The 25,648-nt window shown below is 26.4% G+C and carries 22 protein-coding genes; 20 read left to right on the forward strand and 2 right to left on the reverse strand.

The annotated features are described in order from the left end of the window. The first annotated feature begins 35 nt into the window (after nt 1-35). The 5 genes from CHTY_RS02360 to CHTY_RS02380 all read left to right on the forward strand — a co-directional run bounded on the left by CHTY_RS02360 (nt 36) and on the right by CHTY_RS02380 (nt 5,697). Nucleotides 36-659 (forward strand): hypothetical protein, encoded by a 624-nt coding sequence (locus CHTY_RS02360; protein WP_203552325.1) that lies wholly within the window; start codon nt 36-38, stop codon nt 657-659. A gap of 557 nt (nt 660-1,216) precedes the next feature. Continuing rightward, the gene (locus CHTY_RS02365) at nt 1,217-2,401 is read left to right on the forward strand and encodes a hypothetical protein (RefSeq protein WP_203552326.1); all 1,185 of its coding nucleotides are present in this window, start codon (nt 1,217-1,219) and stop codon (nt 2,399-2,401) included. Between the two features lie 85 nt (nt 2,402-2,486). Next, nucleotides 2,487-3,455 carry a Bax inhibitor-1/YccA family membrane protein gene (locus CHTY_RS02370; RefSeq protein WP_203552327.1) on the forward strand — a complete coding sequence of 323 codons (969 nt, stop codon included), beginning with the start codon at nt 2,487-2,489 and terminating at the stop codon, nt 3,453-3,455. A 192-nt stretch (nt 3,456-3,647) separates the two neighbouring features. After that, nucleotides 3,648-4,967: a hypothetical protein gene (locus tag CHTY_RS02375; protein ID WP_203552328.1), complete on the forward strand. Its 1,320-nt coding sequence runs from the start codon at nt 3,648-3,650 to the stop codon at nt 4,965-4,967. Nucleotides 4,968-5,238: 271 nt separating this feature from the next. After that, nucleotides 5,239-5,697, forward strand: a complete 459-nt coding sequence (locus CHTY_RS02380; RefSeq protein ID WP_203552329.1) for a hypothetical protein — start codon at nt 5,239-5,241, stop codon at nt 5,695-5,697. A 211-nt stretch (nt 5,698-5,908) separates the two neighbouring features. Here CHTY_RS02380 and CHTY_RS02385 read toward each other — a convergent pair whose 3' ends face one another. Both CHTY_RS02385 and CHTY_RS02390 read right to left on the reverse strand, forming a co-directional pair. Next, nucleotides 5,909-7,354, reverse strand: coding sequence for a 2-hydroxycarboxylate transporter family protein (locus CHTY_RS02385; protein WP_308705371.1), 1,446 nt, complete (start codon nt 7,352-7,354; stop codon nt 5,909-5,911). After that, nucleotides 7,351-8,523 carry an NAD(P)-dependent malic enzyme gene (locus CHTY_RS02390; protein ID WP_203552330.1) on the reverse strand — a complete coding sequence of 391 codons (1,173 nt, stop codon included), beginning with the start codon at nt 8,521-8,523 and terminating at the stop codon, nt 7,351-7,353. Before CHTY_RS02390 ends, CHTY_RS02385 begins: the two co-directional genes overlap by 4 nt. Nucleotides 8,524-8,861: 338 nt before the next feature. On the opposite strand from CHTY_RS02390, the gene CHTY_RS02395 reads away from it, so the two are divergent. From CHTY_RS02395 to CHTY_RS02465, 15 genes are all read left to right on the forward strand, one after another. Further along, on the forward strand, nt 8,862-10,118 hold the full coding sequence (locus tag CHTY_RS02395) for an ABC transporter ATP-binding protein (protein WP_203552331.1): 1,257 nt from the start codon (nt 8,862-8,864) through the stop codon (nt 10,116-10,118). Next, nucleotides 10,115-10,963, forward strand: a complete 849-nt coding sequence (locus tag CHTY_RS02400; RefSeq protein ID WP_203552332.1) for an ABC transporter permease — start codon at nt 10,115-10,117, stop codon at nt 10,961-10,963. The genes CHTY_RS02395 and CHTY_RS02400 overlap by 4 nt, the downstream gene beginning before the upstream one ends. Next, nucleotides 10,953-11,762 (forward strand): ABC transporter permease, encoded by an 810-nt coding sequence (locus CHTY_RS02405; RefSeq protein ID WP_203552333.1) that lies wholly within the window; start codon nt 10,953-10,955, stop codon nt 11,760-11,762. Before CHTY_RS02400 ends, CHTY_RS02405 begins: the two co-directional genes overlap by 11 nt. Further along, nucleotides 11,759-12,934 carry an extracellular solute-binding protein gene (locus tag CHTY_RS02410; RefSeq protein WP_203552334.1) on the forward strand — a complete coding sequence of 392 codons (1,176 nt, stop codon included), beginning with the start codon at nt 11,759-11,761 and terminating at the stop codon, nt 12,932-12,934. The genes CHTY_RS02405 and CHTY_RS02410 overlap by 4 nt, the downstream gene beginning before the upstream one ends. Before the next feature lie 208 nt (nt 12,935-13,142). After that, complete coding sequence (locus CHTY_RS02415) at nt 13,143-14,819, forward strand: ABC transporter substrate-binding protein/permease (protein ID WP_203552335.1); 1,677 nt, start codon at nt 13,143-13,145, stop codon at nt 14,817-14,819. Nucleotides 14,820-15,080: 261 nt separating this feature from the next. Then, entirely contained in the window at nt 15,081-15,719 is a 639-nt protein-coding gene (locus CHTY_RS02420) for a hypothetical protein (RefSeq protein ID WP_246454082.1), read from the forward strand. Nucleotides 15,720-15,806: 87 nt separating this feature from the next. Further along, nucleotides 15,807-16,433 carry a hypothetical protein gene (locus CHTY_RS02425; protein WP_203552336.1) on the forward strand — a complete coding sequence of 209 codons (627 nt, stop codon included), beginning with the start codon at nt 15,807-15,809 and terminating at the stop codon, nt 16,431-16,433. An 85-nt stretch (nt 16,434-16,518) separates the two neighbouring features. Continuing rightward, complete coding sequence (locus tag CHTY_RS02430) at nt 16,519-18,207, forward strand: M3 family oligoendopeptidase (protein ID WP_203552337.1); 1,689 nt, start codon at nt 16,519-16,521, stop codon at nt 18,205-18,207. Nucleotides 18,208-18,244: 37 nt separating this feature from the next. Beyond that, nucleotides 18,245-19,060, forward strand: a complete 816-nt coding sequence (locus CHTY_RS02435; RefSeq protein ID WP_246454084.1) for an ATP-binding cassette domain-containing protein — start codon at nt 18,245-18,247, stop codon at nt 19,058-19,060. After that, nucleotides 19,036-19,890 (forward strand): ATP-binding cassette domain-containing protein, encoded by an 855-nt coding sequence (locus CHTY_RS02440; RefSeq protein ID WP_203552339.1) that lies wholly within the window; start codon nt 19,036-19,038, stop codon nt 19,888-19,890. Before CHTY_RS02435 ends, CHTY_RS02440 begins: the two co-directional genes overlap by 25 nt. 15 nt (nt 19,891-19,905) lie before the next feature. Beyond that, nucleotides 19,906-20,925: an energy-coupling factor transporter transmembrane component T gene (locus CHTY_RS02445; RefSeq protein WP_203552340.1), complete on the forward strand. Its 1,020-nt coding sequence runs from the start codon at nt 19,906-19,908 to the stop codon at nt 20,923-20,925. A 65-nt stretch (nt 20,926-20,990) separates the two neighbouring features. Beyond that, nucleotides 20,991-22,235 carry a serine hydroxymethyltransferase gene (gene glyA / locus CHTY_RS02450; protein WP_203552341.1) on the forward strand — a complete coding sequence of 415 codons (1,245 nt, stop codon included), beginning with the start codon at nt 20,991-20,993 and terminating at the stop codon, nt 22,233-22,235. Between the two features lie 732 nt (nt 22,236-22,967). Then, nucleotides 22,968-23,639: a CDP-diacylglycerol--glycerol-3-phosphate 3-phosphatidyltransferase gene (pgsA, locus tag CHTY_RS02455; protein ID WP_203552342.1), complete on the forward strand. Its 672-nt coding sequence runs from the start codon at nt 22,968-22,970 to the stop codon at nt 23,637-23,639. Nucleotides 23,640-23,929: 290 nt separating this feature from the next. After that, nucleotides 23,930-24,928 (forward strand): recombinase RecA, encoded by a 999-nt coding sequence (gene recA / locus CHTY_RS02460; protein ID WP_203552343.1) that lies wholly within the window; start codon nt 23,930-23,932, stop codon nt 24,926-24,928. Between the two features lie 70 nt (nt 24,929-24,998). Continuing rightward, a partial coding sequence (locus tag CHTY_RS02465) for an AAA family ATPase (RefSeq protein WP_203552344.1) occupies nt 24,999-25,648 on the forward strand: 650 nt, incomplete at its 3' end.

A 25,648-nucleotide genomic window follows, 5' to 3' on the forward strand; every position in this document is an offset into this window, starting at 1 on the left:
ACATTAATCAAATATGATTAAGAGAGGAGAACAATATGCTTGTTATCTTTAAAAAAGAATTGGATAAAGATGGTAAAAAACAAATAGATGAAGATAAAACTTGGATTCGTAATTTTTTATTATCATTAGTTTTTACTTCATTAGGAATATTAACTTTGATTTTTTGGTATTATGTTATTCACCCTATACAAAATCATTTTATCAAATGGATTATTCAAATAATATTAATACCAGTTGGCTCTTTTTCTTTTATCCTTTCATTTTGGTGTGGAGTATTGACTAACGGATGTTCTACTAAAATAGTTGATCGTTATTTAATTAAAGCAATTTATTGTAAAAAACCAAAAGAATATGAAAAACATAAATATCAACCTTATCAAGAGAAAAAAATAGATAAGACAACAGTAAAAAGTAATACAAAATTTACAATTGTTTTTTTTACAATTGCTTTTATATTGTTTCTTTTTGCATGTTATATTAAATGGCAATTAAAAGAAAAATATATGATGGATGTATTAGCTGATATAATATTTATTTTAAGTAAATTTTTCTCACTTCCGATATTTATTATTTTTTGTTTATCGTATATATATGGCTTTTTCCAAAAAAAAGATGAAACAAAAGATAAAAAAATGAAACAACAACAAAATAGAAAATAGTTAGATTATAAGCATAAATATTTACTCTTTTATTAGAAATAAAGATATATCTAACTATACTTTAAAAAACCTTTTTTCTATATTAAATAAAACAAAAAAACATTGTTTGAGTTATTACCGTATATTCAAGACTAACTTTTTAGTTAGTCTTTTTTTCGATATTAACATATTACATATTTTATATAAATACTATAAGTTAATCATCAACTATATATTAAAGGATAAGCCATACTTGCAACAATGACAATAAAAGCTCCTCCAATGTGAATAATAATTGGGGCAAAAGGGACTAATTCCATTAAATCAAAAAGTTTATCATAAATGGCTTTCTAAGGCCCCCTTGCTTTTAAAATGCGATCGAGTTATAATATAATTAACTGTATATGTTTTGTTGTTGTTTGTTTTTTCTGATATCTTAATACAGTTAAGGATGGAAATAATTGCAATAGGTGTTATAAAATAAGAAAAGAGGTTTTATGAAGATAACAAACTCTTATTATAAGTTTAAATATAGATTTTTATATTTTTTAATCACATTAATAAGTTTTTTCTTCTTGGTGTCTCAATCAGTTTATGGTTTTAATCCTAATGATTATGAAAAAGATTCTTCTTCTTATCATAAAAGAGAGGAATGGAAACACGAAGGAGGAACTTTTTTATCTTCTGATGCTAAAGTTTTTTATAATATTAAAGGCGTTCAAATGGTTCCTTGTAAAACTTATCAAGAATGGTTTAACAAACAACAATCTGTAGAAGATGGAGCTTCTATAGTTTTAAATTTTTTTCCTGTAGTTGGTGGTATTGTAAATTCCATTTACAAAGAAGCCGCTAAACCTCTTTTAAACAAGTTAGTTGTTCCTAATGGTGATAAAATAGCTATGTTAAATGAAGCTGTTCGTTATTCATTAAAACTTAATCACGGTAGAGGAGTTTTCTTTTTTAATGATTATGATTTAAATAATATAGATAGAGTAGACATTACTTTTTGTAATTGTGATATGTCTTCTACTGATGACGCAATGATAGAACAGTTAGAACAATTAATTGAAACATTTCAAGAAAAAGATGTTTTTAATTCTGAATTATATGATAATCTAGAAACTGAAAATGTATCTAACAACCCAGAAGAAAAATTAAAATTTGAAATGTTTATGAAAGAGTTACAAAATAAAACAGAAGAGATTTTTAATAATAGTCTAGAAAAGTTAATTTCTGAGATTAAGAATTCTCAAAAAACAAAAATTTTTGTTCCTATGACAATTGAGGAAAAAACAGCCGTTTCTGAAAAAACTTTAAAAGTAATAAAAGATGAAATTCAAAGAAGAATAGTTAAAAATATTAATAAAAAAGTCGGTCATGCAATAGCTAAAAAAGCTTGGAAAAAAGTAACTAAAAAAACAGTTGGTTCAGTTTTTGGTAAAATTTTTGTGCCAGGAATAGAAATGGGAATTGACAAAGCAGAAAAGAAAATAGCATCTGAACATTATATTACCAACATCATTAGTTTCTCTATTAAAAACAATAGTTATGAAAAAACTATTGGATTTGATATTGATTTTCCATCAGAAAATGAAATAGCAGTTTATGAAATTAGAAAAAATAATTATGTGAAGCAAACCTCTGCATTAGTTAAAAAAACAAATATTTATGATTCTACTCACATGTTGATAGATATTTTAACTCAAAAAAATTCTAGTGATACTTCTAAATTTATATCTGTTTATAATGGAAAACTGAAATAATATTTTTTTATAAATAAATATTTAAAATATTTTTATTATATATTAGTTAATATACAACAAAAAAAGAAATAGGAGTATATTATTTATGCCAATATTTAATTATATTAAAATGTTTTTCGAATATCCTTTAAATCCAACTAAAAACGCAAGACGTTTTTTAAACAAACAAAAAAGTAAAAATAATTTATCTCTAAAAAGAAAAATTCAAAGATTAAGTAAAATAGATTTATTAAAAAAAGAAAAAGAAATTACAACGCATCAAAGTGTTTTTGCTAAGTTTTTTATTTTAATTTTTGTATGTTTAATTTCTTTTTTTTGTGGGTTTTACTTAATTAATAATGAAGATAAAATCTCGAATTTTGTTGGTTTTTTTAATTTTTTCTTAAATTTCTTATTAAAAAAAGGTGTTCCACAAGAATATGTCAACATAATTTTTATATTTTTTTTTGGACTATTAACTATCATAATTACTGGAATTCCATTATTAATAGGACTTTATTTATATAATCCTATTTTTAAATTTGCCCTTTTTTTACATATTATCGGTGGAGGAATTGCAGGTGGAATGTTAATTTCTATATTAAAAATTATTTCTATGAAATACCTTCCGTATGAAACTTTTTTTAATGTTATTTTATCATTTCATTTTATTACTCTTTTAATAACTTTATTAATTATCAGTTTTTTATCATTTTTATATTATTCAAAAAAAATTAAAGTTAATGAAAAATATCGTAACTTAGCAATTAAACTATATATGTTATCATTTTGTCTAGGTTTTGGATTTATTCTAAGGTATTTTAAATTATCATGGTGGATTAATATTATTAATTTATTACTAGCTTTAATCAATGTATTATTAGGTTCTTTAATGTGGATTTTAGCTTTAGAGGGGATCGATAATTTTATTGAACACAAAATACCTAAAAAATACGAATGGCTTTTAGTTTATCTATTTTTGCTTTCTTTTTCTGAAATATTTTTAGGTGTTTTAAATCTTTTACTTTACTTTTATAAATTTATTAAACAAAATAACAAACAGAAAGTAGAATGAATGGTTTTACGCCATTTGTTTTAGTCCCCAATCCTTGCTATTCTTTGTCTTTGCTTTTAAAATACGATCGAGTTATAATATAGTTAACTGTATATGTTTGGTTGTTGCCTTCCTTTGTTATATGTGATATCTTGATACAGTTAAGGATGGAAATAATTGCAATAGGTGTTATACAATAAGAAAAGAGGTTTTATGAAGATGATAAACCCTTGTTATAAATTGAAATATAGATTTTTATTAGTTTTTATTGTATTGGTAAATATTTGCTTTTTCTTTCAACATCAAATATTTGCATTAGAAAAACCCCAAACCCATCATATTTTATTAGAACAACATTATCCTTTAATTTCGAAGGAAGAATTAGTTAATTTTTATAGCGAAGATCGGTTAAATATCAAAATAAAATTGAATTCTGAACCTAGTTATAATTCTTATTCAGATTCACATTTAAACACTAAAATTAAAAACCCTCCTTCTAATCTTTTGGGAGTTTATTTTGATGGAGGAACAAGAGAACATCAAGATAATTGCTATACTTTAGACGATTTAAAACAAATAAATAATAACGCTAATAATATGTATATTTTTTACGATAATACTAATTATTGTGATATATATGTTAATTTAAAATATAATCAAAATATATATTTTGATACTTTTAAAAAAAATTGGAAAGTTCCTTCTGAATGGCGTCCTTGGTTTTGGAGTTATGGAGAATGGAGAAATAATTGGTATAATAAAAAAACACCTACAGAAAAAGGATATTGCTTGCTTAAATATGGTTCACAAGGTTTTAAATTAAAAATTAATATTGATGAAAAAGAAAGCATTTTAGCTATTCCTTTTTATGCTATTGATGATATATTACAAGATGATAATAATTTTTTCAACATTAAAAATTTTGCTTTAAAAACTTATTTAGGTGATGGTATTTATGTTGATTATAATCAACCTATTTTAACTTTTAAAACTAATAATGATTTAGGGGATTTCTTTAATGGCGTTTATGAAGCAGCTGGTTATGTTCCCATAGTAGGTACTGTTTTAAGTGGTCTTGAATTAACCGAAGGGCTTATGCAAGAAAATAAAGAACAAATGATAGAAGGGGGGGTGGATTTAGCAGTAGATGTAATTACAGCGGGGTTAGGAAAAGTATTTAAAGGTGGTACAAAAATAGCTAGTAAAACTATTACTAAAGGAGTTACTAAAAAAGCAGCAAAAGAAACTACTAAAAAAACCTTTAAATCTGTTCTTTTGCGTTTGTCTCAAAAAACAGTAAAAAAAATATTGCAATCAAAAATTGCAGATAAATTAAACATCGATACAATCGATCCAATTGAAATGATTAAAAACGCTATCAAACAAGAAGTGATAAAACCAGATCCAATTATTTTGGATTTAAACGAAAATACTAAATTAACCATTATTCCTAAAGCAAAAATAAGTTATTCAATTAATTCTGATGATCATATAATTATAATAGATCATGAAGGGGATGTAATAGAATCTTAAATAAATTAAAATTTCAAAATAGATGTCAAAAAAAAGGAATTTATTCATGAACGCTAAACTTAAAAATATTTTATATTTATTAATTATGAGTTGTGGAATTATCGTAAATATTTGCTTATATTTTATATTTAAAAAATTAAAATTATTTTCCCCTTACTACCCTGACTTGCAATCTAATTATTCAAAGTTTTATCAGCAAACGAATTCATCTATACCAATTGTCATATTTATTTATACGTTGATGTTATTTCATAAATATAGCAAACGTTTATTGAATATCAAAAGCTTGCCAAACGACCCCAATCAAGAGGAAATTACGCTGTATTATCGCCGTTACAAACTGTGGCGCTTTATCTTTGATCATAAATTATCTCATAATCCTGAAATTAGAATAATGCAGCAAAAACTTATTAGAAAAAAAGAATTATTTCAAAAAATTAGCAACATAAGTGTGAATATGGCGTTCATTATGATGATTGTTCCAGAGTTAGTTATACGTAAAAATTATTTTAACATTCCTTCTTCCAGAATCTCAAATTATGAATTTGTAATTACATGCATATTATCAAGCTTAAGTTTAATTATTATTTTCTCTGGATTAATGTTTTATAAAACAATTATTCAAAAAAATGTATTAGATAAAAAAGATCAAAGTAATACCGAAATACAAGATAACTCTATTTATGAAAAAAATCAAAAAAACTTAATTTCTAATAATGAAGAAAAATAAAAGATATCAAAAAAAATATAGTAAAAATTAATTTTATCAAAAAGGATTAACAAATCCTTTATTATCTCAAAAAACACTAATATATATTAATTGCAAAAGAATATTATAAGAATAAAACCTTAATAAATAATTAAAAGACTAACTTTTTAGTTAGTCTTTTTTTCGATATTAAGAAATTACATATTTTATATAAATACTATGTAGTTCATCATCAACTATATATTAAAGGATAAGCAATACTTGCAATAATGACAATAAAAGCTCCTCCAATGCGAGTAGTAATTTGGGCAAAAGGGACTAATTCCATTAAATCAGCTGCTGATAAAATAGCAATATTACCAACCCCTCCAATACTATTTGTACAAAGTCCTGCTGTGACAGAAGCTTCTAAAGGATAATAACCTAATTTTTTACCACAATAACCAGCTATTAAGGCAACTAAAAGGACACACATAATACATGTAATAATAAAATGAATGTTACTTAAATGAACCCAAGCTTTCTTAATTTCTAAAGTAGAACCTAAAATTACTAAAATGGCTGAAGTAAAATTAACAGTAATAAATTTAGCAGCTTGATTAATGCATTTAATATAATAATCAGAAATTAAGCTAAATAGTTTAATGATAACAACAATAAAAACAATAAAGACAATAGTATCTGGGAAGTAAGGTTGAGCTTGAGGAAAGATTTTCTTTAATATTTCTTTAATCACGATACTAAATGTATATAAAGTAAAAATAGATATTAATCCAGTATTAAACTGAGATAAATTAAAGGTGTCAAGAGATTTAGGTGTTGGTTTATTATCGCCTGTTAATAACGAATTATTAATTTCTAATTTTCCATTGCCGCTAAATTTACTTTTGGAAAAAAGTTTTTTAATAATCCCTGATAATAAAATACTAAAAACTCCCCCTATTAACAAAGCGGGGAAAATATGGCTTTTGGCTGCACTAACAATATCGTTGCCTCCATAAACCTTACTTAAAGGGACAATTCCTGTAGTAATTCCCCCACTTGCTAAAGGGATAAAAATATAAAAGAGAGCGTCTAAAAAAGGACCTTTAGAAATTGTTGGTTTTCCGTCTACTGCTATTTCTTTAATAGGTTTTAAAAAATAACCTAAAACACCTACTACCAAAGCACCTGTGATTAAGGAGATTAAAATTAAAGGAATAAATTTTTTAAAAGAATTTTTTAATAATTTAATATTCATTCCTAAAAAGCTTGAGGTAATTAAAGCAGAAACAAAAAAGGTAGTAAATCCAATTCCTCCTTGAGATTTGTTTAGATGTTTAATGCTATCTAATGTGTTTTTTTGTATTTTGGTAAATATAGAGCTTTCAGGAAAAAAATTAACTGTAAATAAAATAGAAGGGATAATAATACATAAAATAGCATCTCCTCCAATATCCTTTAAAATAGGAATCTTTTTACCTATGGCTTTTAAAATAGCAGCTAAAAGCATAGTGATTAATAAAGGAGTGATTAAAGGATGCCCAACCGCATCCCCTCCTATTGTTGGCAATAATACTTGCATTAAAGTAATAGTTACAATAATTCCAAAAACAGGAATGCTAAAACCTAAAATAGTAGTTTTAGGAGTTTTTTCTTTGGTATTTGCTATATTTTCTTGTTCTTGAGAGGAGTTCACTTACGAATAACTCCTGTTTCTTCAGCTGCTTTTGCTACTGCTAAAGATATTTTTTGGACTACTTCTTTATTAAAAGTACTTGGTAAAATATTTTGTTCATTTAAATCGCTTTCTGGAATAATTCCTTTTAAAGCATAAACAGCAGCTTTTTTCATTTCTTCATTAATCTTAGTAGCTTTAGCGTTTAAAGCACCGCGGAAAACTCCTGGGAAGGCTAAGCAATTATTTACTTGGTTAGGGAAATCAGATCTACCTGTAGCAATTACTTTAGCGCCACCCTTTTTAGCTTCATCTGGCATAATTTCAGGAATAGGGTTAGCAAGAGCAAAAACAATAGCATCTTTATTCATAGTAGCTACCATGTCACTTGTGACAATACCAGGAGCTGAAACACCAATAAAAATATCTTTTCCTTTGATAACGTCTTTTAAAAGACCTTTTTCTTGTTTGATATTAGTAACTTGTGCTAATTTTTGTTGTGATGAGTTTAATGTATTGTCGCCTTGATATAAAGCTCCTTTTTTATCAACTAATACAACATTTTTAGGTTTTAATAACAGTAACATTTTAGCTACCGCCATGCCAGCAGAACCAGCACCACTAATAGCAATTTCAACATCATGAATAGATTTGCCTACTACTTTTAAAGCATTTAAAATACCTGCAGCAACTACAATAGCAGTTCCGTGTTGGTCATCGTGAAAGACAGGAATATCTAGTTTTTCTTTTAAAGCGTCTTCAATTTCAATACATTGAGGAGCTTTAATATCTTCTAAGTTAATAGCGCCAAAAACAGGAGCAATTTTTTCAACAATATTAATAATTTCTGCTGTTTCTTTGGAATCAATACAAATAGGAAAAGCATCAACTCCAGCTAATTCTTTAAAAAGGATAGCTTTCCCTTCCATTACTGGTAAAGAAGCTTTTGCTCCAATATCGCCTAAGCCTAAAACAGCAGTTCCATTAGTAACTACTCCTACCATATTACCTTTCATAGTATAACGGTAAACATCTTCGGGATTGGCTTTAATTCTAAGACAAGGTTCTGCTACTCCAGGAGTATAAGCCAATGATAAATCATTTAGATTTTCGACTTTAACTTTACTTACAATAGCTAGTTTTCCTTGGTGTTTTTCGTGTAATTCTAAAGCTTTTTCTTTGACATTCATTTTTATTTTATAAAACTCTTTCTTTATTTTTCAAGGAATAACTATATTTATAATAAGAAATATAAAAATAATCATTCGTTTATATTTTATACCTTATTCCTCTTTTTTATTTAAAAATTTTTCCTTTTTTTTGCAAGTAATTGATAATAATTAATGTGATAATGAAATTATTAAAGTTTTCCCTAATGCTAAATTTGTTAATTTGTCATTATTTTGTCATTGTATTTATTAGTTAAAAATTATTTTTTTATGCTCTTAATTTTATCATTTTATGATATGCTAAAATTAGCAATAATTAATTTATTCAAATTGATAAAACAGTAAGTAGGTATGATAACATGAAAATATTAATTACTTTAAAAGATTTAACTAAAGTTTTTGATAATCAATTAATTTTACGAGGGATTAATCTAGATATTAAACAAAATGAATTTGTTACTTTATTAGGCCCTTCTGGTTGTGGTAAAACTACTATTTTGCGAATTATCGGTGGTTTTGAAAATCCTAGTAGTGGGGAAATTTTATTTCAACAAAAAAGTATTTTAAATTTAGCTGCTCATAAAAGACCAATTAATACTGTTTTTCAAAAATATGCTTTGTTTCCTCATTTAAATGTATTTGAAAATGTTGCTTTTGGATTGCGTTTAAAAGATTTTAATTTAACAACTAAAGAGAATTTGAAACATAACCAAATTCAATATAATCACGAGAAAAAGCAATTATTACAAAAAGGGAGAGAAAAAATAGCTTTCATTTCTTGCGCCCAAGAAAAAAAAATAATAACTCAAAAATTAACAGAACAAATAAAACAGTTAACTAAGCAATTCGAAAGCAAACAACAAGTATTAAAAAATAACTTACTTGATAAAAAAACTCAAACATTAAAAATCAGAAATGAAGTGTTAAAATATCTTAAAATTATGAGTTTACAAGGATTAGAACAAAGAATGATTGATCAATTATCAGGAGGACAACAACAACGGGTTGCTATTGCAAGGGCTTTAATTAACAAACCCCAAGTGTTATTATTAGATGAACCTTTATCCAATTTAGATTTAAAATTAAAGCAAGAAATGCAATATGAATTAAAAGAAATTCAAAAAAATACTGGAATTACTTTTTTATTTGTAACTCACGATCAAGAAGAAGCCTTTACTATGAGTGATAAAGTAGTTGTGATGAATCATGGTGAAATTCAACAAATAGGAACTCCTCAGGAAATTTATAATGAACCTGCTAATCGGTTTGTTGCTCAATTTGTAGGAGAATCTAATTTAATCCAAGGGGTAATGAAAAAGGATTTTTTAGTCCATTTTGATCATCAAGATTTTACTTGTGTTGATCAAGGATTTCATAAAAACGAAAAAGTAGATATAGTGATTCGCCCTGAAGATATTGATATTATTGCCAAAGGAAAAGGTTTAATTACAGGCGTGGTAGAATCTGTTGTTTTTAAAGGAGTTTATTGGGAGATTGATGTTAAAACCCTTAAAAGAACTTATACCATTCAAACAACAGATCATGTCTCAATTAATAAAGAAGTAGATATCACCTTTAATCCCGAAGATATTCATGTAATGGAGATTTGGCAATGAAAAATCGTAATATTTATACTTGCAAAGATAATCAAAAACTATATCGTTTTTTAATACTACCTTATTATCTTCTTTTAATAGGGTTAATTTTTTTGCCAATGGTTTTTATTTTTCTTGATTCTTTTCAAAATAATGCCTTAACACCAGATATTTTCCCTACTCATTTTACTTTTGTTCATCATCAAGAGTTTTTAACTAATACTTCTTTTTTATATGTTTTATTGCGTTCTGTTGCCATTGCTATTATTGTTACTTTTTTGCTATTAATTATTGTCTATCCTCTAGCCTATATTATTTCTCGTTTAAACCCTACTTTACAAACTTTTTTAGTTATTTTAATTAATGCCACTATGTGGATTAATATGATTATTAAAATTCAAGCTTTAGTTCAAATATTAGATATGTTACAAAATTTTTTAAAAATAGGATTATTAGAAACTAATTTTGCTATGATTTTAGGATTAATTTATTTATTTTTACCTTTTATGTTTTTACCTATTTATACAGCTATTATTAAGATTAACCCTCAATTAATTCAAGCAGCTAAAGATTTAGGAGCAGGTGAATGGCAAGTATTTCAAAAAATTTTGTGGCCTTTATCTCTTAATGGAGTGATAGCTGGGGTTTCTTTAGTCTTTTTGCAAGCAGTTACTAATATTGTAGCCCCTCGTTATTTAGGAGCTACTAATCAAATTACTATTGCTGAATTAATTGAAAATAAAACTTTATTAAGTGGAGAAATTAAACAAGCTTGTGCTATTGCTATTTATTTATCTTTAACTATGTTTTTGATTTTTCATCTTTTTAAAAAAACCAGTTTTGGAGGAGCACATGATGAAACTTAAATTTCAACCTAAAAAAATTAATATTTTATATATTGCCATTATGTTAATTTTTATTTATCTTCCTATTGTATCTTTAATTATCTTTTCTTTTAATCGAGGAGAAGGTAGAATGACTTCTTTAATCAATTGGAACGGTTTTAGTTTACAATGGTATCAAAAATTATGGACAGATAAAACTATTAATTCATCTATTGTAATTACTTTAAAAATTGCTCTTTTCACTACCATTATATCGACTTTTTTAGGGACTTTTGCAGCTATTAGTTTAGCTCAAACTTTGAAAAAAAAATGGCGTAGTATGGTTTTGAATATGAGTCATTTTTCTATTGTTGTTCCTGAAATCATTACTGCTTTATCTTTGTTTGTTGTTTTTGGCTTTATTGGTTTAAAATCCCCTTTTTGGAAAATGCTTTTAACTCATATTTCTTTTTGCACTCCTTTTGTTGTTATTTCAATTTATCCTAAAGTTATTAGTCTTAATCCTAATTCATTAGAAGCTGCTTATGATTTAGGAGCTACCCCTTTAAAAGCTTTAACTAAAGTGATTTTACCTCAATTAAAAGGAGCTATGTTAATTGGCGCCACCTTAGCTTTCACATTATCTTTTGATGATTTTATGATATCTTATTTTGTTGGTGGTGCTGAATATCAAAATATTTCTGCCTATATTTATAGCCTTAAAGGAACTATTAATCCTACTGTTAATGCTTTATCTACTATTTTAATTATTTTAACTAGTTCCAAAGTTATTTTTGATTTAATGATGTATCAAAAAAGAACAGTCAAAAGATTAAAATGAAATTAACAAGATTTTCTTTATTTTGGCATTTGACCTTTGTAGCTGCTGTTATTTTGATAATCACTTTAAGTATTATTAAGATTAATTCTAAAGATAATAAAAAACGGCAACAAGTACTTACTTTATTTAATTGGGGAGAATATTTAAATCCAGCTATTTTACAAAAATTTGAAAAAGAAACTGGTATTCAAGTAAAACAAGTGCTTTTTGCTTCTAATGAATTAGCAGTTACTAAAATTAAAAGTAATAATCAATATGATTTAGTTATTTTAAGCGAATATGCTATTGATCAATTAATGCAAGAAGAAAAGTTAGAACAATTAGATAAAGGTAAATTAACACAAACAAAAGATTATTATTATGAATATGATAAGTCATTTCGAGAAAAAATATTAAAGAAAAAGAAATTGCCCGATCAATTTGATTCTTATGCTATTCCTTATTTTATGGGAAAAGTAGTGCTTCTTTATAATACAAAAAAAGTACAACAAACAAAAATTGAAGAAAAAGGTTTTAAGATCTTAGAAGAAAAAGATTTAAAAGTGGCTTTATGTAATAATTCACGTGATGGTTTAATGGTGGGTTTAAAAGCAACAGAAGCAGCTTTTCCAGAAGATGAAAAAAACTTAAAAAAAGCTAAAGAATGGCTTTTAGCATTAAAAAAGAAAAAACCTGATTTAGCCTTTATTAATGATCAATTAATTGATCGTATGTCTAAAGAAAATCAAGAACAATATGATGTAGTAGTTGCTTATTCTGGAGATGCTCAGTTTTTAAAAGAAAAAAATAAGAATTTAGCTATTTTAGACGCTCCCTCACAAGGGACTAATGTTTGGGTTGATGCTTTAGTGATTCCTAAAGGAAGTCAACAAGACTTAGCTTATCAATTTATTAATTTTTTAAGAAAAAAAGAAAATTACCAGGCTAATTTAGAATATATGAAATATAATTCTCCTTATAACATCGAGAAGGGTCCAACCAAAATTAATATTACAGGCAAAGATACTGTTTATAAATACGATGCCAAAAATCAAAAATTAATCAATACTTATTGGAACGATATCATCGCTTTTCCTAGTCAAAAAGATTATTGGCTTTTTCTTTTAAGTTTCTTAATTTTTGCAAGTACCTTTGGTATTTATTTAATTTATAAGTTTAAAAAGGGGTTTTAGTGCTCAGTTAGACCAAAAGGTTGAACTTTTAATCTAACTGAGAAAAATATTAATAATTTAAAAAATAATATGTTATACTTTTAATAAGTTATAAAATAGTTTATATTTATTAGACTTAAATAAAATGTTTTATAATTATACAAAAAATAAATATAAAAATAAAAAAGAGGTAGCGGTGTAAAAAAGTATTATACAGAGAAGGCATTCTATGAAGTATAAGAAAGGTAGTTTCATCTTGTTTTTACATTTATTTATTAAAAAAATTAAACATCATCCTTTAAAATATCTATTTTTAGCTTTCTTTTTAATGATTGTTATGTATTTAATTTATGACGATTTGAAGCATGTTTTAAACAGCAAAGACACCAAGAGAGAAAATACTTTAATCGTGGGAATGGAATCTAATTATCCTCCTTATGGCTTTTTTACTATGGAAAGTAAGACAGCTGATTATTCTCATCTTGTATTGTCTACAGAAGAAAATATTTATATTACTGGTTATGATGTTTGGGTGGCTAAAAAGTTAGCTAAGACATTAGGTAAACAATTAGAAATTAAGATTATTGATTGGGAGGGGTTAATCCCTTCTTTAAAGCAAGGTAATATTGATTGTATTTTAGCAGGCATGAGTGCTACTGAGGAAAGAAAGAAAGAAATAGCTTTTTCTAATTCTTATGCCCCTGATGTGAAGCATGTGTTGATGGTCAATAAAAATAATAATTATTTTAAAGATAAAAAAGATAAAAGTGTTATCAATCAAACAGATAGAGTTCATATAGAAACACAAATGCAAATGTTATATCAAAGTGGTACTTTTTATAACCAGATACTACGTGATAAAAACAAAATAGATCCTCCTTTTAATCTTTTTTCAGATTTACCATTAAAAGTGAAAACAGATGAGAATAAGTATTATTATTGTGAAGAATCAATTGCTTTAGAACATTTAAAAAATTATAGTAATGATATTAAAAGTCTTGAAATTGAAGAAGATAGCGAATTAAACAATCAAATTAAAAATTTAGCTGGTAATATTAGTGTTGGCGTTAAACAAGGAAATAAAGAACTTATAGATAAAATAAATAAGAGCATCGAAAAAACCATAACACCCGAAAAAGAACAACACATGCAAAAGGTTAAAGAATTAACTAGTAACGAAAAGGAAGATAATAGTTTATTGCGCATTTTTAAACGTTATTACCCTATTTATAAAAAGGGAATTTTAACTACTTTAAAATTTGGTATTTATGGGACATCATTAGGTTTTTGTTTGGCTTTAATTTTAGTTTTGATCAAACGATTAGTGATTAATAAAAATATGGGACGTCTTAATTATTTACTATATTATCTTCATTTAGGTTTTAAAAAGGTAATTATTGGCTATATCTTTATTTTTAAAAGTACTCCTATGATTGTACAAGCTATGATTTGTTTTTATGGATTAAAGGAGTTTGCTTTTTTTCAAAATTCATGGTTTAGTCCAATGTTGGCGGCTTATTTAGTTATTATTCTTAATTCAGCAGCTTATATTACTCAAATTATTGACAAAAATATTTCTTTTTTAGATAAAGGACAAATTGAAGCTGCTAATTCTTTGGGAATGACTTATTTTCAAATTAATAGATATATTATTTTTCCTCAAGCTGTTAAAATGTCACAAACAGCTATTATTAATGAATTAATTATTAATTTAAAGGATTGTGCTATTTTTAGTATTTTGGGAGGGATTATTGATATTTTTTCAGCTTCTAAAAATATATATAGCAAAATTGTAACTCCAAAACCTTATTACCTTGCTTCTTTACTTTATTTAATTATTATAGGAATTATTATTTTAGGTTTTGAAGCTATCAAAGTTAAAAAATTAAAAGTTAAAAAGACCTAAACATTATTATTGGTCATTTGATAAGATACTAATAGTAGGCGACAATAAATATCAGAATGAATAAGATTAATGTTATAATAATGGTGTTAATTTTGAATTAAATTAAATGCTTTACTGCTTTTGTTTTTTATGTTTATGATATATTGATACACAAATATGATTAATATAAAAAGTTGCAATCAGTCATTTTAATATTTTTTAGAAAATAGGTGAATTTCCATTATTAACCAAACAAATACAACAATTAAAAAAAATAGTTTATTGACTTTTTCTTTGCAAAAATATATTATTGCATCTACTTTATTAGGTTTAACCATTATTTTAGAATTATCTTATGATAAATTAGGGATTCCTAAAATGGTGGCAGGAATTGGTTCTTTTGTGAAGATTCCGCTAATTCCTTTGCTTTTCATTGGTTTTTTATTAGGAATGAAATATAGTTTTCTTTTTTGTCTGATATATGCTTGTTTTCATCTTGTCAAAGCTATTTGTTTTAATCATTTTATCGATTTTATGAGAAGTGTGGGATTTACTAATAATCAAATATTAGGATCTGCCTTTTTGGATTATGTTTTAATTGATTTATCTTATAGTCTTTCTGGTTTATTGTTTTATCCTCGTTTGCAATATTTTGATAATAAGAAAAAACTTTGGACTACTTTATTAATTATTTTTACTAGTGCTTTTATCTTTAAATTTTTATCTTCTCGTTTTATTTGGTTTGTTAAAATAGAAGAAACTAAAACAAATTGGCATGCTTTTATGAATCCTCTTTTAAAACATCCTAATATTTGGTGTGCGGTTTATAATTTGATTCCTGTTATGGCTAACTTATTATTAACAGGATTCTTGTTTTCTTTTTTAAATCCTAGAATTAAAGTTTATTTAAAACATAAATAATTAAAATTAAGATAGATTAATATGATATCGCTAAATTAGTTGATTTATAAAGAAAGATTACATTAAATATTCACCAAGGAGTCCTTTATGTTAACTTATAATGTTTATCAAAAACAAAAACTTTTAAGACAAATTATTTTAACTGCTTTTTTTTCATGCATTTCTCTTGTTTTAAGCCAATGCTTTAAAGAAATAAGAATTCCCTCCATTAAAGCTATTTCCTTGCCTCTGTCAGCTTTTACCTTATATTTTGTCTTTTTACCGATCATTTTATTATCTTTTTATGTCCCTTGCTATTTAGCTTGTTTAGGAGCGTTTTTAGCTAATTCTTTTAAATATTTGATGGTTGATGCTAATCCTAAGTTTTGTTATGAACCACTTTCAGCTTTGATATGTGTTTTATCTTTTGCTCTTATTCCTAGTTTATTTTTAAAAAAAACAGATCATATAGTTAAATTTTATTTAGTTATCCTCATCTCCTCCTTATTATTTCAAATGGTAGATTGGGTTTTAGCCTTAAAATATCGTTATCACATAGATGTTTGGGATGTTAGTTTGCATACTAAATTACCACAAATAGTAAGCATTATTAAAACATATTTTTTAATTCGTTTGCCGTTTGTTTTTATTGTGTCTTCAGTGATGACGATTATGATTAAGGAATTATTGAAAAGATTATCGTTTTTAGCTTCCTCTTATTATAATTATAAATAAATTGATGACAATCCAAAATTGATTGATAGTTATTTTTATAGGAATGATTAAATAAAAAAGATTACAAATCTAAAGGAGTCCGAATTTGCAATTTCAAGATTTTCCATATCAAAGAGTTGATATTAAAAAAATACAAGCAACAATAGAGCCTATGATTGATGCTTTTTTAACTTTATCTTTAAAGGAGCAAATAGCTGCTATTAAAGAGTTTCATCAAATTATGGATCGAGTAGATTCGATGTTTACTTTAGCAAGTATTCGTAATAGTTTAAATGTTAAAGATTCTTTTTATCAACAAGAAAAACATTTTTGTAATCAAAATGGTCCTTTAATTACAGATATTCAACATAAATATGTGATTAAAATTATGAAAAGTCAGTATTATCAAGAGTTGACTCAAGAATTTGGATCCTTGTTATTTAAACAAAATCATTTGTTTTTAAAAACTTTTAATCCTAAAGCCATTCCTTTGTTGCAACAAGAAAATGAATTAGTAACTCAATATCAAAATTTAATTTCGGAACCGAAAGTGTTGTTTCAAAATAAATTTTATAATTTAAGTCAAATGGGCCCTTTTGCTGAATCGTCGCAAAGAAATATTAGAAAAGAAGCTCAATTAGCTGTTTCTGCTTTTTTTGCTAAAAAAGAAGATGAATATGATCGCATTTATGATAAATTAGTGAAAATAAGAACTAAAATAGCTCATTTATTAGGATATGATAATTTTATTCAATTAGGTTATGATCTTTTGGGAAGAACTGATTACACTCCTCAAGAAATTAGTAATTATCGCAAAAATATTGTTAAATATGTTTTGCCTTTTTATCAATTAACACAACAAAAAAAAAGTAAACGTTTAGGGATTGCTCAACTTCAAAGTTATGATAAATCCTTTTCTTTTATGACAGGTAATCCGAAGCCACAAGGAAATATGGCTGATAAGATAGCTGCTGCTCAACATATGTATGATGAAATGTCTTCTGAAACTAAACTTTTTTTTGCTTTTTTAAAAAAGAAACAGTTATTGGATTTAGATAGCAAACCTAATAAAACAGGAGGTGGATATTGTACTTATTTGCCTCAATTTGAAGCTCCTTTTATCTTTGCTAATTTTAATGGTACTAGTCATGATGTTGATGTTTTAACTCATGAAATAGGACATGCTTTCCAAGTATATCAAAGTCGTCATTTAATTCCTCAATATCGTTGGCCTACTTTAGAGGCAGCCGAAATTAGTTCGATGGGGATGGAATTTTTATCTTGGCCTTGGATGAAAGATTTTTTTGGGAAAGATGAGCCTAAATATAAATTTTTACATTTAACACAATCTCTTAATTTTTTACTTTATGGCGCTTTAGTGGATCATTTTCAACATGAGGTGTATCAAAATCCTCAAATGACTCCTTGTCAAAGAAAACAAATGTGGTGTCATTTGGAACAAAGATATGGGTTGATTAATCATTATGTTGATGATCCTTTTTTACAAAAAGGTAATTTGTGGTTGCGTCAAATGCATATTTTTGCTAATCCCTTTTATTACATTGATTATACTTTGGCTCAAATTTGTGCTTTAGAAATTTGGTCTTTAAGTCAACAAGATTATCATCAAGCTTGGAAAAAATATTTAAAATTATGTCAAATAGGTGGTTCACAAAGTTTTTTTAATCTTTTAAAAACCACTGGTTTAACCAGTCCTTTTGATGAGAATCATTTACAAAATATTATTGCTCTTGTAACTTCATATTTGAAGACAATTGATGATACTAAATATTAAAAAGATGAAAGAATAGGAATGAGAAATAATGATAGTAATGGAGGATTTAAGTTTTTATTATGAAAATGAACCAGTTCTAAAGACGTTAAATTTTAATATTAAACCAAATTCATGGATTTCTATTATAGGTCACAATGGTTCTGGTAAATCTACTTTTGCCAAAATTTTATTAGGTTTATTAAAACCTTCTCAAGGACATATTACTATTAATAATATCTTGGTTAATGAAACTAATTTACCACTTTTACGCTCTAAAATAGCTATGATTTTTCAAAATCCGGATTATCAATTTACAGGTCTTACTGTGAAAGAAGATATAGCTTTTGGTTTAGAAAATTATAATGTTCCAAGAAATAAGATGCTTTCTCAAATTTTAAAATATGCTAAAATAGTGGGGATTCAACATCTTTTAGATTGTGATGTGACTCAACTTTCAGGGGGACAAAAACAACGGGTTGCTATTGCCTCTATTTTGGCACTTGAACCTGATATTATTGTTTTTGATGAAGTTACTGCTTTTTTAGATCCTCAAGGGGCGTTAGAAATTGAAAATATTATTGCTCAAATTAAAAACAAAACTTTAATTACTATTACGCATGATTTAAAATTTGCTGCTAAAAGTGATGAAATTATTTTATTAGATCAAGGAAAATTAATTAAAAAAGCAACACCACAGATCTTTTTTCAAAATGAAGCTTTTTTAACTAAATATCGTTTACAACCTCCTTTATCTTTAAAACTTTATTATCAAATGGAAGCAGATAGTCAAAATCAAAACCAAAGTCAACAACAAAATAAAACAANGTTAACAAAATTAAAGGATGCTTTATGGGAATACAATTTGAAAAAGTAAATTTTGCTTACGGCAAAAGCAACAATCTGAAACAAAAATGGGCTTTAAAAGACATTAATTTAAAAATTAACCCCCAAGATGAATTTATTGCTTTAGTTGGCCAAACAGGATCTGGGAAATCAACTTTAGTGCAATTAATGAATGCTTTGCTTACGACTAATATAGGTAAAGTGGCTATTTTTGGACAAACGGTTGATTGCAAGACTAAAAAGAAATTATTAATTCCTTTAAGACGTCAAGTAGGTTTAGTTTTTCAATTTCCTGAATATCAACTTTTTGAAACCACTATTTTAAAAGATGTGATGTTTGCTCCTTTAAATTTTTGTAAAAATAAAAAGGAAGCGACTATAAAAGCTATGGAGGCTTTGAAAAAAACTAAGATTGATCCTAGTTTGCATCAAAAGTCTCCTTTTCAAATTAGTGATGGGCAACAAAGAAAAGTAGCTATTGCAGGCGTTTTGGCAATGGAACCTGATATTTTAATTTTAGATGAACCAACTAGGGGTCTTGATTTAGAAAGTCAAATTAATATTATGCTTTCTTTAAAAGAATTAAATACTGTTGCTCATAAAACAATTATTATGATTACTCATGATATGAATTTAGTGGCTCAATATGCTAAAAGAGTAATAGTTTTATTTCAAGGTAATATTCTTTTTGATGGCTTGAAAGAATCTTTTTTTGAACATCCTCAATTTTTGAAATTTCATTTAGATATGCCAGAAACTTTTAAAATTTTAAAACATCTTAATCATACTTTAGGAATTCCCTTTAAGCCGCAATATCATTTTTCAGATTTGTTAATATATTTAAAAAAATTTTATGATTAAAAAAGGTATTTTTACATGAATAAACAAAATTTAACCAATTCTTTCTTGAAGCCAACTTTGATCAATCAAATTCATCCTTCTTTAAAAATTATTGTTTTTATTTTTTTGTTAATTTTGGTTTTGTCCCTTCCTATTAATATCGATTCTAACAGTGATTTAATAGATGTACAAAATTGTAAAATTTTTGCTTTTTATTTAATTGCTTTTTTCTCTTTGGTGGCATCTTGTTATTTTTTGGGTCTTGCTATTCATGATTTTTGGTCTAAAATTAAAAATTTGAGATTTTTTATACTTTTCTCTTTGCTCCTTAATTTAACTAAAGTGCCGTCGATGTCCTCTCAAGAAGTTTGGTGCTCTATTCAAGTTTTTGATTATCATTCTTGGACTTTTGGGGTGTTATTCATTTTTGTCTTATTTTATCATTTTACTCAAAAAAAAATTACTTTTAAATTATCTTATTTTCTGGTTTTATTTGGTTGTGTTTTTATTCTTCCTTCCTATCTTTCCTTCTTGCCGTTATCATCTAATTTTAATTGCTATTATTTACCGCAAGCCGCTGGTATTAAAATAATTTTAATCATGATGCGTTTATTAATGATTATTATGTTTTTTTTTATTTTTAATAAAATAACGTCTTTTATGGAAATTCAAGATGGTTTAGAAATGATCTTATCTCCTTTAAAAAAATTAAAAATACCTATTGAAATTTTTACTTTAATGTTATCTTTAATTTTTATGGCTAATTCCTTTTTATTACAAGAAACTAATAAAATTCTAAAAGCTCAAATATCAAGGGGGATGGATTTACATAAAAAAAATCTTTTTAAAAAGATTCATCATTTGTTATCTTTGTTGATTCCTATTTTTGTGTTAGTTTTTAAAAGATCGATGGTACTTTCTAATGCTATGGAAATTAGAGGTTATGTACTGGGAGCTCCGCGTACTAAAATGAGGGTTTACCGTCTTCATAAAATAGATTTTGGAGTTATTTTAATTTCTTTATTATTTTTAGGGTTAAAAATATTATTGTTTTAACTAAGAGTTTATCAAATATAATTAAATTTTTAAATTAAGTAAACAAAAGGATGATATCGTTTTTTATGAATCAAAAATTAACTTTAAAAGAACAAGATCAAGAAATTTTTACACTTATCGAACAGGAAAAAAAAAGACAACAAGATCATATTTTATTAATTGCATCAGAAAATTTAGCTTCTTTGGCTGTTTTAGAAACTCAAGGAAGTATTTTAACTAATAAATATGCTGAAGGTTATCCTAAAGCTCGTTATTATCACGGATGTCAAAATGTTGATCTTATTGAACAAATAGCTATTGCAAGAGCAACTAAATTGTTCAATGCTAAATATGCTAACGTGCAACCTCATTCAGGTTCTCAAGCTAATATGGCAGTTTTAAAAGCTTTGTTACAACCTCAAGATAAAATTTTGGGTTTAACTTTAAATGATGGCGGNCATTTGACTCATGGACATCGTTTAAGTTTTTCGGGTCATTATTATGATTCTTATTTTTATCATGTTAATCCTCAAACAGGGACTCTTGATTATGATAAAATTCGTGAATTAGCTTTACAAATTAAACCTAAATTAATTATTGCAGGATATTCTGCTTATTCAAGGAAAATTGATTTTGAGAAATTTCGTCAAATTGCTGATGAAGTAAAAGCATATTTAATGGCTGATATTGCTCATATTGCGGGTTTAGTTGTATCTGGTTTGCATCCTTGTCCTTTGGCTGCTAAAGCTGATGTTGTTACTTCTACCACCCATAAAACTTTAAGAGGTCCTCGTGGAGGTTTGATTTTAACTAATCAAGAAGAAATTATTCAGAAAGTTAATAAAGCGGTTTTCCCTGGTATTCAAGGTGGTCCCTTAATGCACGTTATTGCTGCTAAAGCTGTTGCTTTTAAAGAAGCTTTAAGTCCTGAATTTAGAAAATATCAACAACAAGTAATTAATAATGCTTTTGCTTTTGCTCGCGCTTTTCAAAATAAAGGTTATCATATTGTGAGTGAACAAACTGATAATCATTTGTTTTTAATTAATTTAAAACATAAAAATCCCCATTTTAGAGGGGATAAAATAGCTAGCTTGTTGGCTAAAATTAATATTATTGTTAACAAAAATACGATTCCTTTTGATCAAGAAACTCCTTTTGTGACCAGCGGTATTAGATTAGGAACTCCTGCTATGACGACAAGAGGTTTTAAAGAAAAAGATTTTATTAAAGTAGCAGATTTTATTGATCAAGCTATTCATCATGCAGATGATGAACTTTATTTGCAAAAGTTAAAAGAACAAGTAGTAGCCTTTATTAATTTATTTTAAAAAGAAGGATTTTACATACAATTAATTTTCTACTTATAAGCCAAACCGTTGCTGCGTTTTATTATCAAAAATTAATTGCTAATCACAAAATTATTTTTTAATGATTATTAATTATTAATTGTATAACATACCAAAACCAAAAAGCAATAAGAAAATTACTTTTTTTAAGAAAAAGAAAAAAAAGAATATATATGTGTTGATACACAATTAGAGCTATCCTTCCAACAATCTATCCAAAAAATTATTATCTCAAAGAACATCATTCATTATTTCCCATCGCCTCTCTACTATCGTTGATGCACAGTATTGCAAAATAGAGCTATCGTAGAACAAGGGACTCATGAACAATTATTAAATAAAAAAAGCATTTACTACAATCTTTGCCAAAACCAATTTTACCAATAAAACTAAAATCATTCATAAAATAATTAGCCATCTTTCCATAACTTCATCACCCTGCCCCTTTCAAAATTAAAATATTTCTAAAATAAATATATGCAGTATTTGATTNCCTAGTTCTTTGATTTTAATCTATTTTGCTTTTAACCAAAAAACAACTTATTAAAAACATATTTTTTTACGAATAGTTGTTATACTAATAGTAGTAGTATAGCAATAAAATCATTATTTTAGATTAAAAAGAATATATTTTGCAAATTTTTATTTTTATTATGTTACCGATAATAACTAACATACTAAAATCATCAAATAATATTAAAAGAGAGGTTTGTTGTGTTTCCCTTGTTGGCTAATTTAATTACTGTTTTTCGCATTAGTTTAATTTTTTGTCTGCTCCCTTTAATGACTGAACGTCAATACCTATGGAAATTTGTTCTAATTTTTCAAATTATTTTTTTAGCTGCTACCATCACCGACTATCTTGATGGCTATATCGCTAGAAAATACAAACAACAAACAGTTTTTGGTAAATTTTTTGATCCTATTGCCGATAAACTTCTTGTCATTGCTGCCCTATTTTATCTTGGTAATTTCCGCACCATTTCATCAAACCCATCAATGCCACCGCTATTTGTCATTCCTTTCGAAGTTTTTCCTGTCATCTTAATGATTATTGTAATACGGGAGTTTTTAGTAACAGGAGTTAGATTGTTAGCTTCTGATAAAGGGATTGTTGTTAGTGCTTCTTTTTGGGGAAAAGCCAAAACTTTATTTACCTTTTTAGCAATATTTCTTCTTTTTTTTGGATTATATTGCAATCCCAATCTTAAAAACTCATTTCCCAAAATATTTTTACTATTTGTCTTTTTTAACACAATTGGTGATATTTTTTTGATTTTAGCAATATTATTAACCATTATTTCTGGAATTGACTATTTTTGCAAAAATTATCATATTATTGTTAAAAATTTTTCTCCACAAAATAATACCAATACCAATTCTTAATATAAATTTCAACTAAAAAATAAATTTTTGTATACTTTTATGCATTTGTTTATTTTTTTATTTTTTTATATTGTATTTTGTATTTTCTTATTAATTTTACCTATTTAACTTTCATTATTTTTTAATTTAATGTAATTATTGTCAACTAGCAAACTATGTATGAATAAGTTAAACAGTAACAATCATCGCCCAAAAAATACAGTTACAGATAAAGATACATTAATTTAACTTTTTAAAATAAATTAAAACCAAACAAAGAAAAAAAGAAACAAGAAAAGGAAAAGGAAAATATGGAAAATAATTCCAATAAAAAAGGTTTAGAAGAAACAATCAAAGAAATTGAAAAAAAATTTGGCAAAGGAAGCATCATGAAACTAAATGACAAGCCAAACAAAGAAAATGAAGTTATTTCAACAGGATCCTTATCACTTGATATCGCATTAGGAATAGGAGGTTACGCCAAAGGTCGCATTATTGAACTTTTTGGCCCCGAAAGCTCAGGTAAAACCACTTTAGCTTTACATGCTGTCGTAGAAGCGCAAAAAGCCGGGGGAAACGTTGCTTTTATTGATGCTGAACATGCTTTAGATGCATTTTATGCAAAATCTATTGGCATAGATATGAATAAATTTTATTTATCACAACCTAATTCCGGAGAACAAGCTTTAGATATCGCTTTTAAATTAATCGATAGCGGTCATATTAGTTTATTAATTGTTGATTCTGTAGCCGCCTTAGTCCCTGAAGCTGAATTAGTAGGCGATATGAGCAGCAATCATATAGGTCTGCAAGCTAGAATGATGGGTCAAGCCATGCGTAAACAGTCAGGCATTATCGCCAAAACTAATACAATTGTCATTTATATCAATCAATTAAGAGAAAAAACTGGAATTATGTTTGGCAATCCCGAAATCACCCCTGGAGGCAAAGCTTTAAAATTTTTTTCTTCCATGAGATTAGATATTAGAAAAGCAGAAACAATCAAAGAGGGCCACGAAATCACTGGCATTCGTTCCAAAATTAAAATACTTAAATCAAAATTATCTCCTCCCCTAAAAATAGCTATGATTGATATTATTTATGGTAAAGGGATATCAAAAGTAGGAGAAGTTGTAGAAATAGCTACTAAACACAATTTAATGCAAAAAAACGGATCTTGGTATAATTATAAAGGTGAAAAAATAGCGCAAGGTTATGAAAATACTAAAAAATATCTAATTGATAACCCCAAAATATATCATTATTTATTAACAGAAATTAAAAAAATATATAACATTTGGAAAAATTAAAACATGTATAAAAATTTTATTTATTATTTATGTTGTTTTTTTGATCCACTTTTAAACAATGGCAATAACGATGTATTTTAATTATTTTAAAAATAAAACGGTTGGTTTTGGTTTGATAATCTTTTTACTATTTTTGTACATCATGTTTAATCATCTTATTTTAGCACAAGAAAATGCACCCAAAGAGGGAATCAATACGACAACATTTGAAAAAGTAGCAGGAGCAGAGGAAGAAAAGCAATTATTAAAAATTTTTATTGATTTTTTACAAAATCCTCAAAAATATAAAGATTCAGGGGCTCAAATCCCAAAAGGGATTTTATTATATGGACCTCCTGGAACAGGAAAAACATTGCTGGCCAAGGCTTTAGCAGGGGAAGCGGGTGTTCCTTTCTTTTCTTACGATGGAACCGATTTTGTACAAACAATTCATGGTGCTAGTGCTAAAAAAGTCAAAAAGGTATTTGAAGAAGCCTTGCAAGAAGCTAAAAACAAAAATAAAAACAATTCTCCTAAAGGAAGTATTATTTTTATTGATGAAATTGATTTTTTTGGAACCAGCAGAAACGATTTTAATCAAAAAGAAAAAGAAGTTCTAACCGCGTTTTTAACTGAAATGGATGGTTTTAAATCAAAAGAGCAAACAACTCCTGTTATTGTAATAGCGACTACCAATAGATTTGAATCTCTAGACTCCGCTTTATTGCGTCCCGGAAGATT

The sequence above is a fragment of the Candidatus Phytoplasma meliae genome, from assembly GCF_016876135.2.

Bases quoted from the DNA above. Each gene is read 5' to 3' on its own strand.
- CHTY_RS02360 (WP_203552325.1), top strand. From the start codon at position 36: ATGCTTGTTATCTTTAAAAAAGAATTGGATAAAGATGGTAAAAAACAA.
- CHTY_RS02370 (WP_203552327.1), top strand. From the start codon at position 2,487: ATGCCAATATTTAATTATATTAAAATGTTTTTCGAATATCCTTTAAAT.
- CHTY_RS02375 (WP_203552328.1), top strand. From the start codon at position 3,648: ATGAAGATGATAAACCCTTGTTATAAATTGAAATATAGATTTTTATTA.
- CHTY_RS02390 (WP_203552330.1), bottom strand. From the start codon at position 8,523: ATGAATGTCAAAGAAAAAGCTTTAGAATTACACGAAAAACACCAAGGA.
- CHTY_RS02395 (WP_203552331.1), top strand. From the start codon at position 8,862: ATGAAAATATTAATTACTTTAAAAGATTTAACTAAAGTTTTTGATAAT.
- CHTY_RS02400 (WP_203552332.1), top strand. From the start codon at position 10,115: ATGAAAAATCGTAATATTTATACTTGCAAAGATAATCAAAAACTATAT.
- CHTY_RS02405 (WP_203552333.1), top strand. From the start codon at position 10,953: ATGAAACTTAAATTTCAACCTAAAAAAATTAATATTTTATATATTGCC.
- CHTY_RS02410 (WP_203552334.1), top strand. From the start codon at position 11,759: ATGAAATTAACAAGATTTTCTTTATTTTGGCATTTGACCTTTGTAGCT.
- CHTY_RS02415 (WP_203552335.1), top strand. From the start codon at position 13,143: ATGAAGTATAAGAAAGGTAGTTTCATCTTGTTTTTACATTTATTTATT.
- CHTY_RS02425 (WP_203552336.1), top strand. From the start codon at position 15,807: ATGTTAACTTATAATGTTTATCAAAAACAAAAACTTTTAAGACAAATT.
- CHTY_RS02440 (WP_203552339.1), top strand. From the start codon at position 19,036: ATGGGAATACAATTTGAAAAAGTAAATTTTGCTTACGGCAAAAGCAAC.
- CHTY_RS02445 (WP_203552340.1), top strand. From the start codon at position 19,906: ATGAATAAACAAAATTTAACCAATTCTTTCTTGAAGCCAACTTTGATC.
- recA (WP_203552343.1), top strand. From the start codon at position 23,930: ATGGAAAATAATTCCAATAAAAAAGGTTTAGAAGAAACAATCAAAGAA.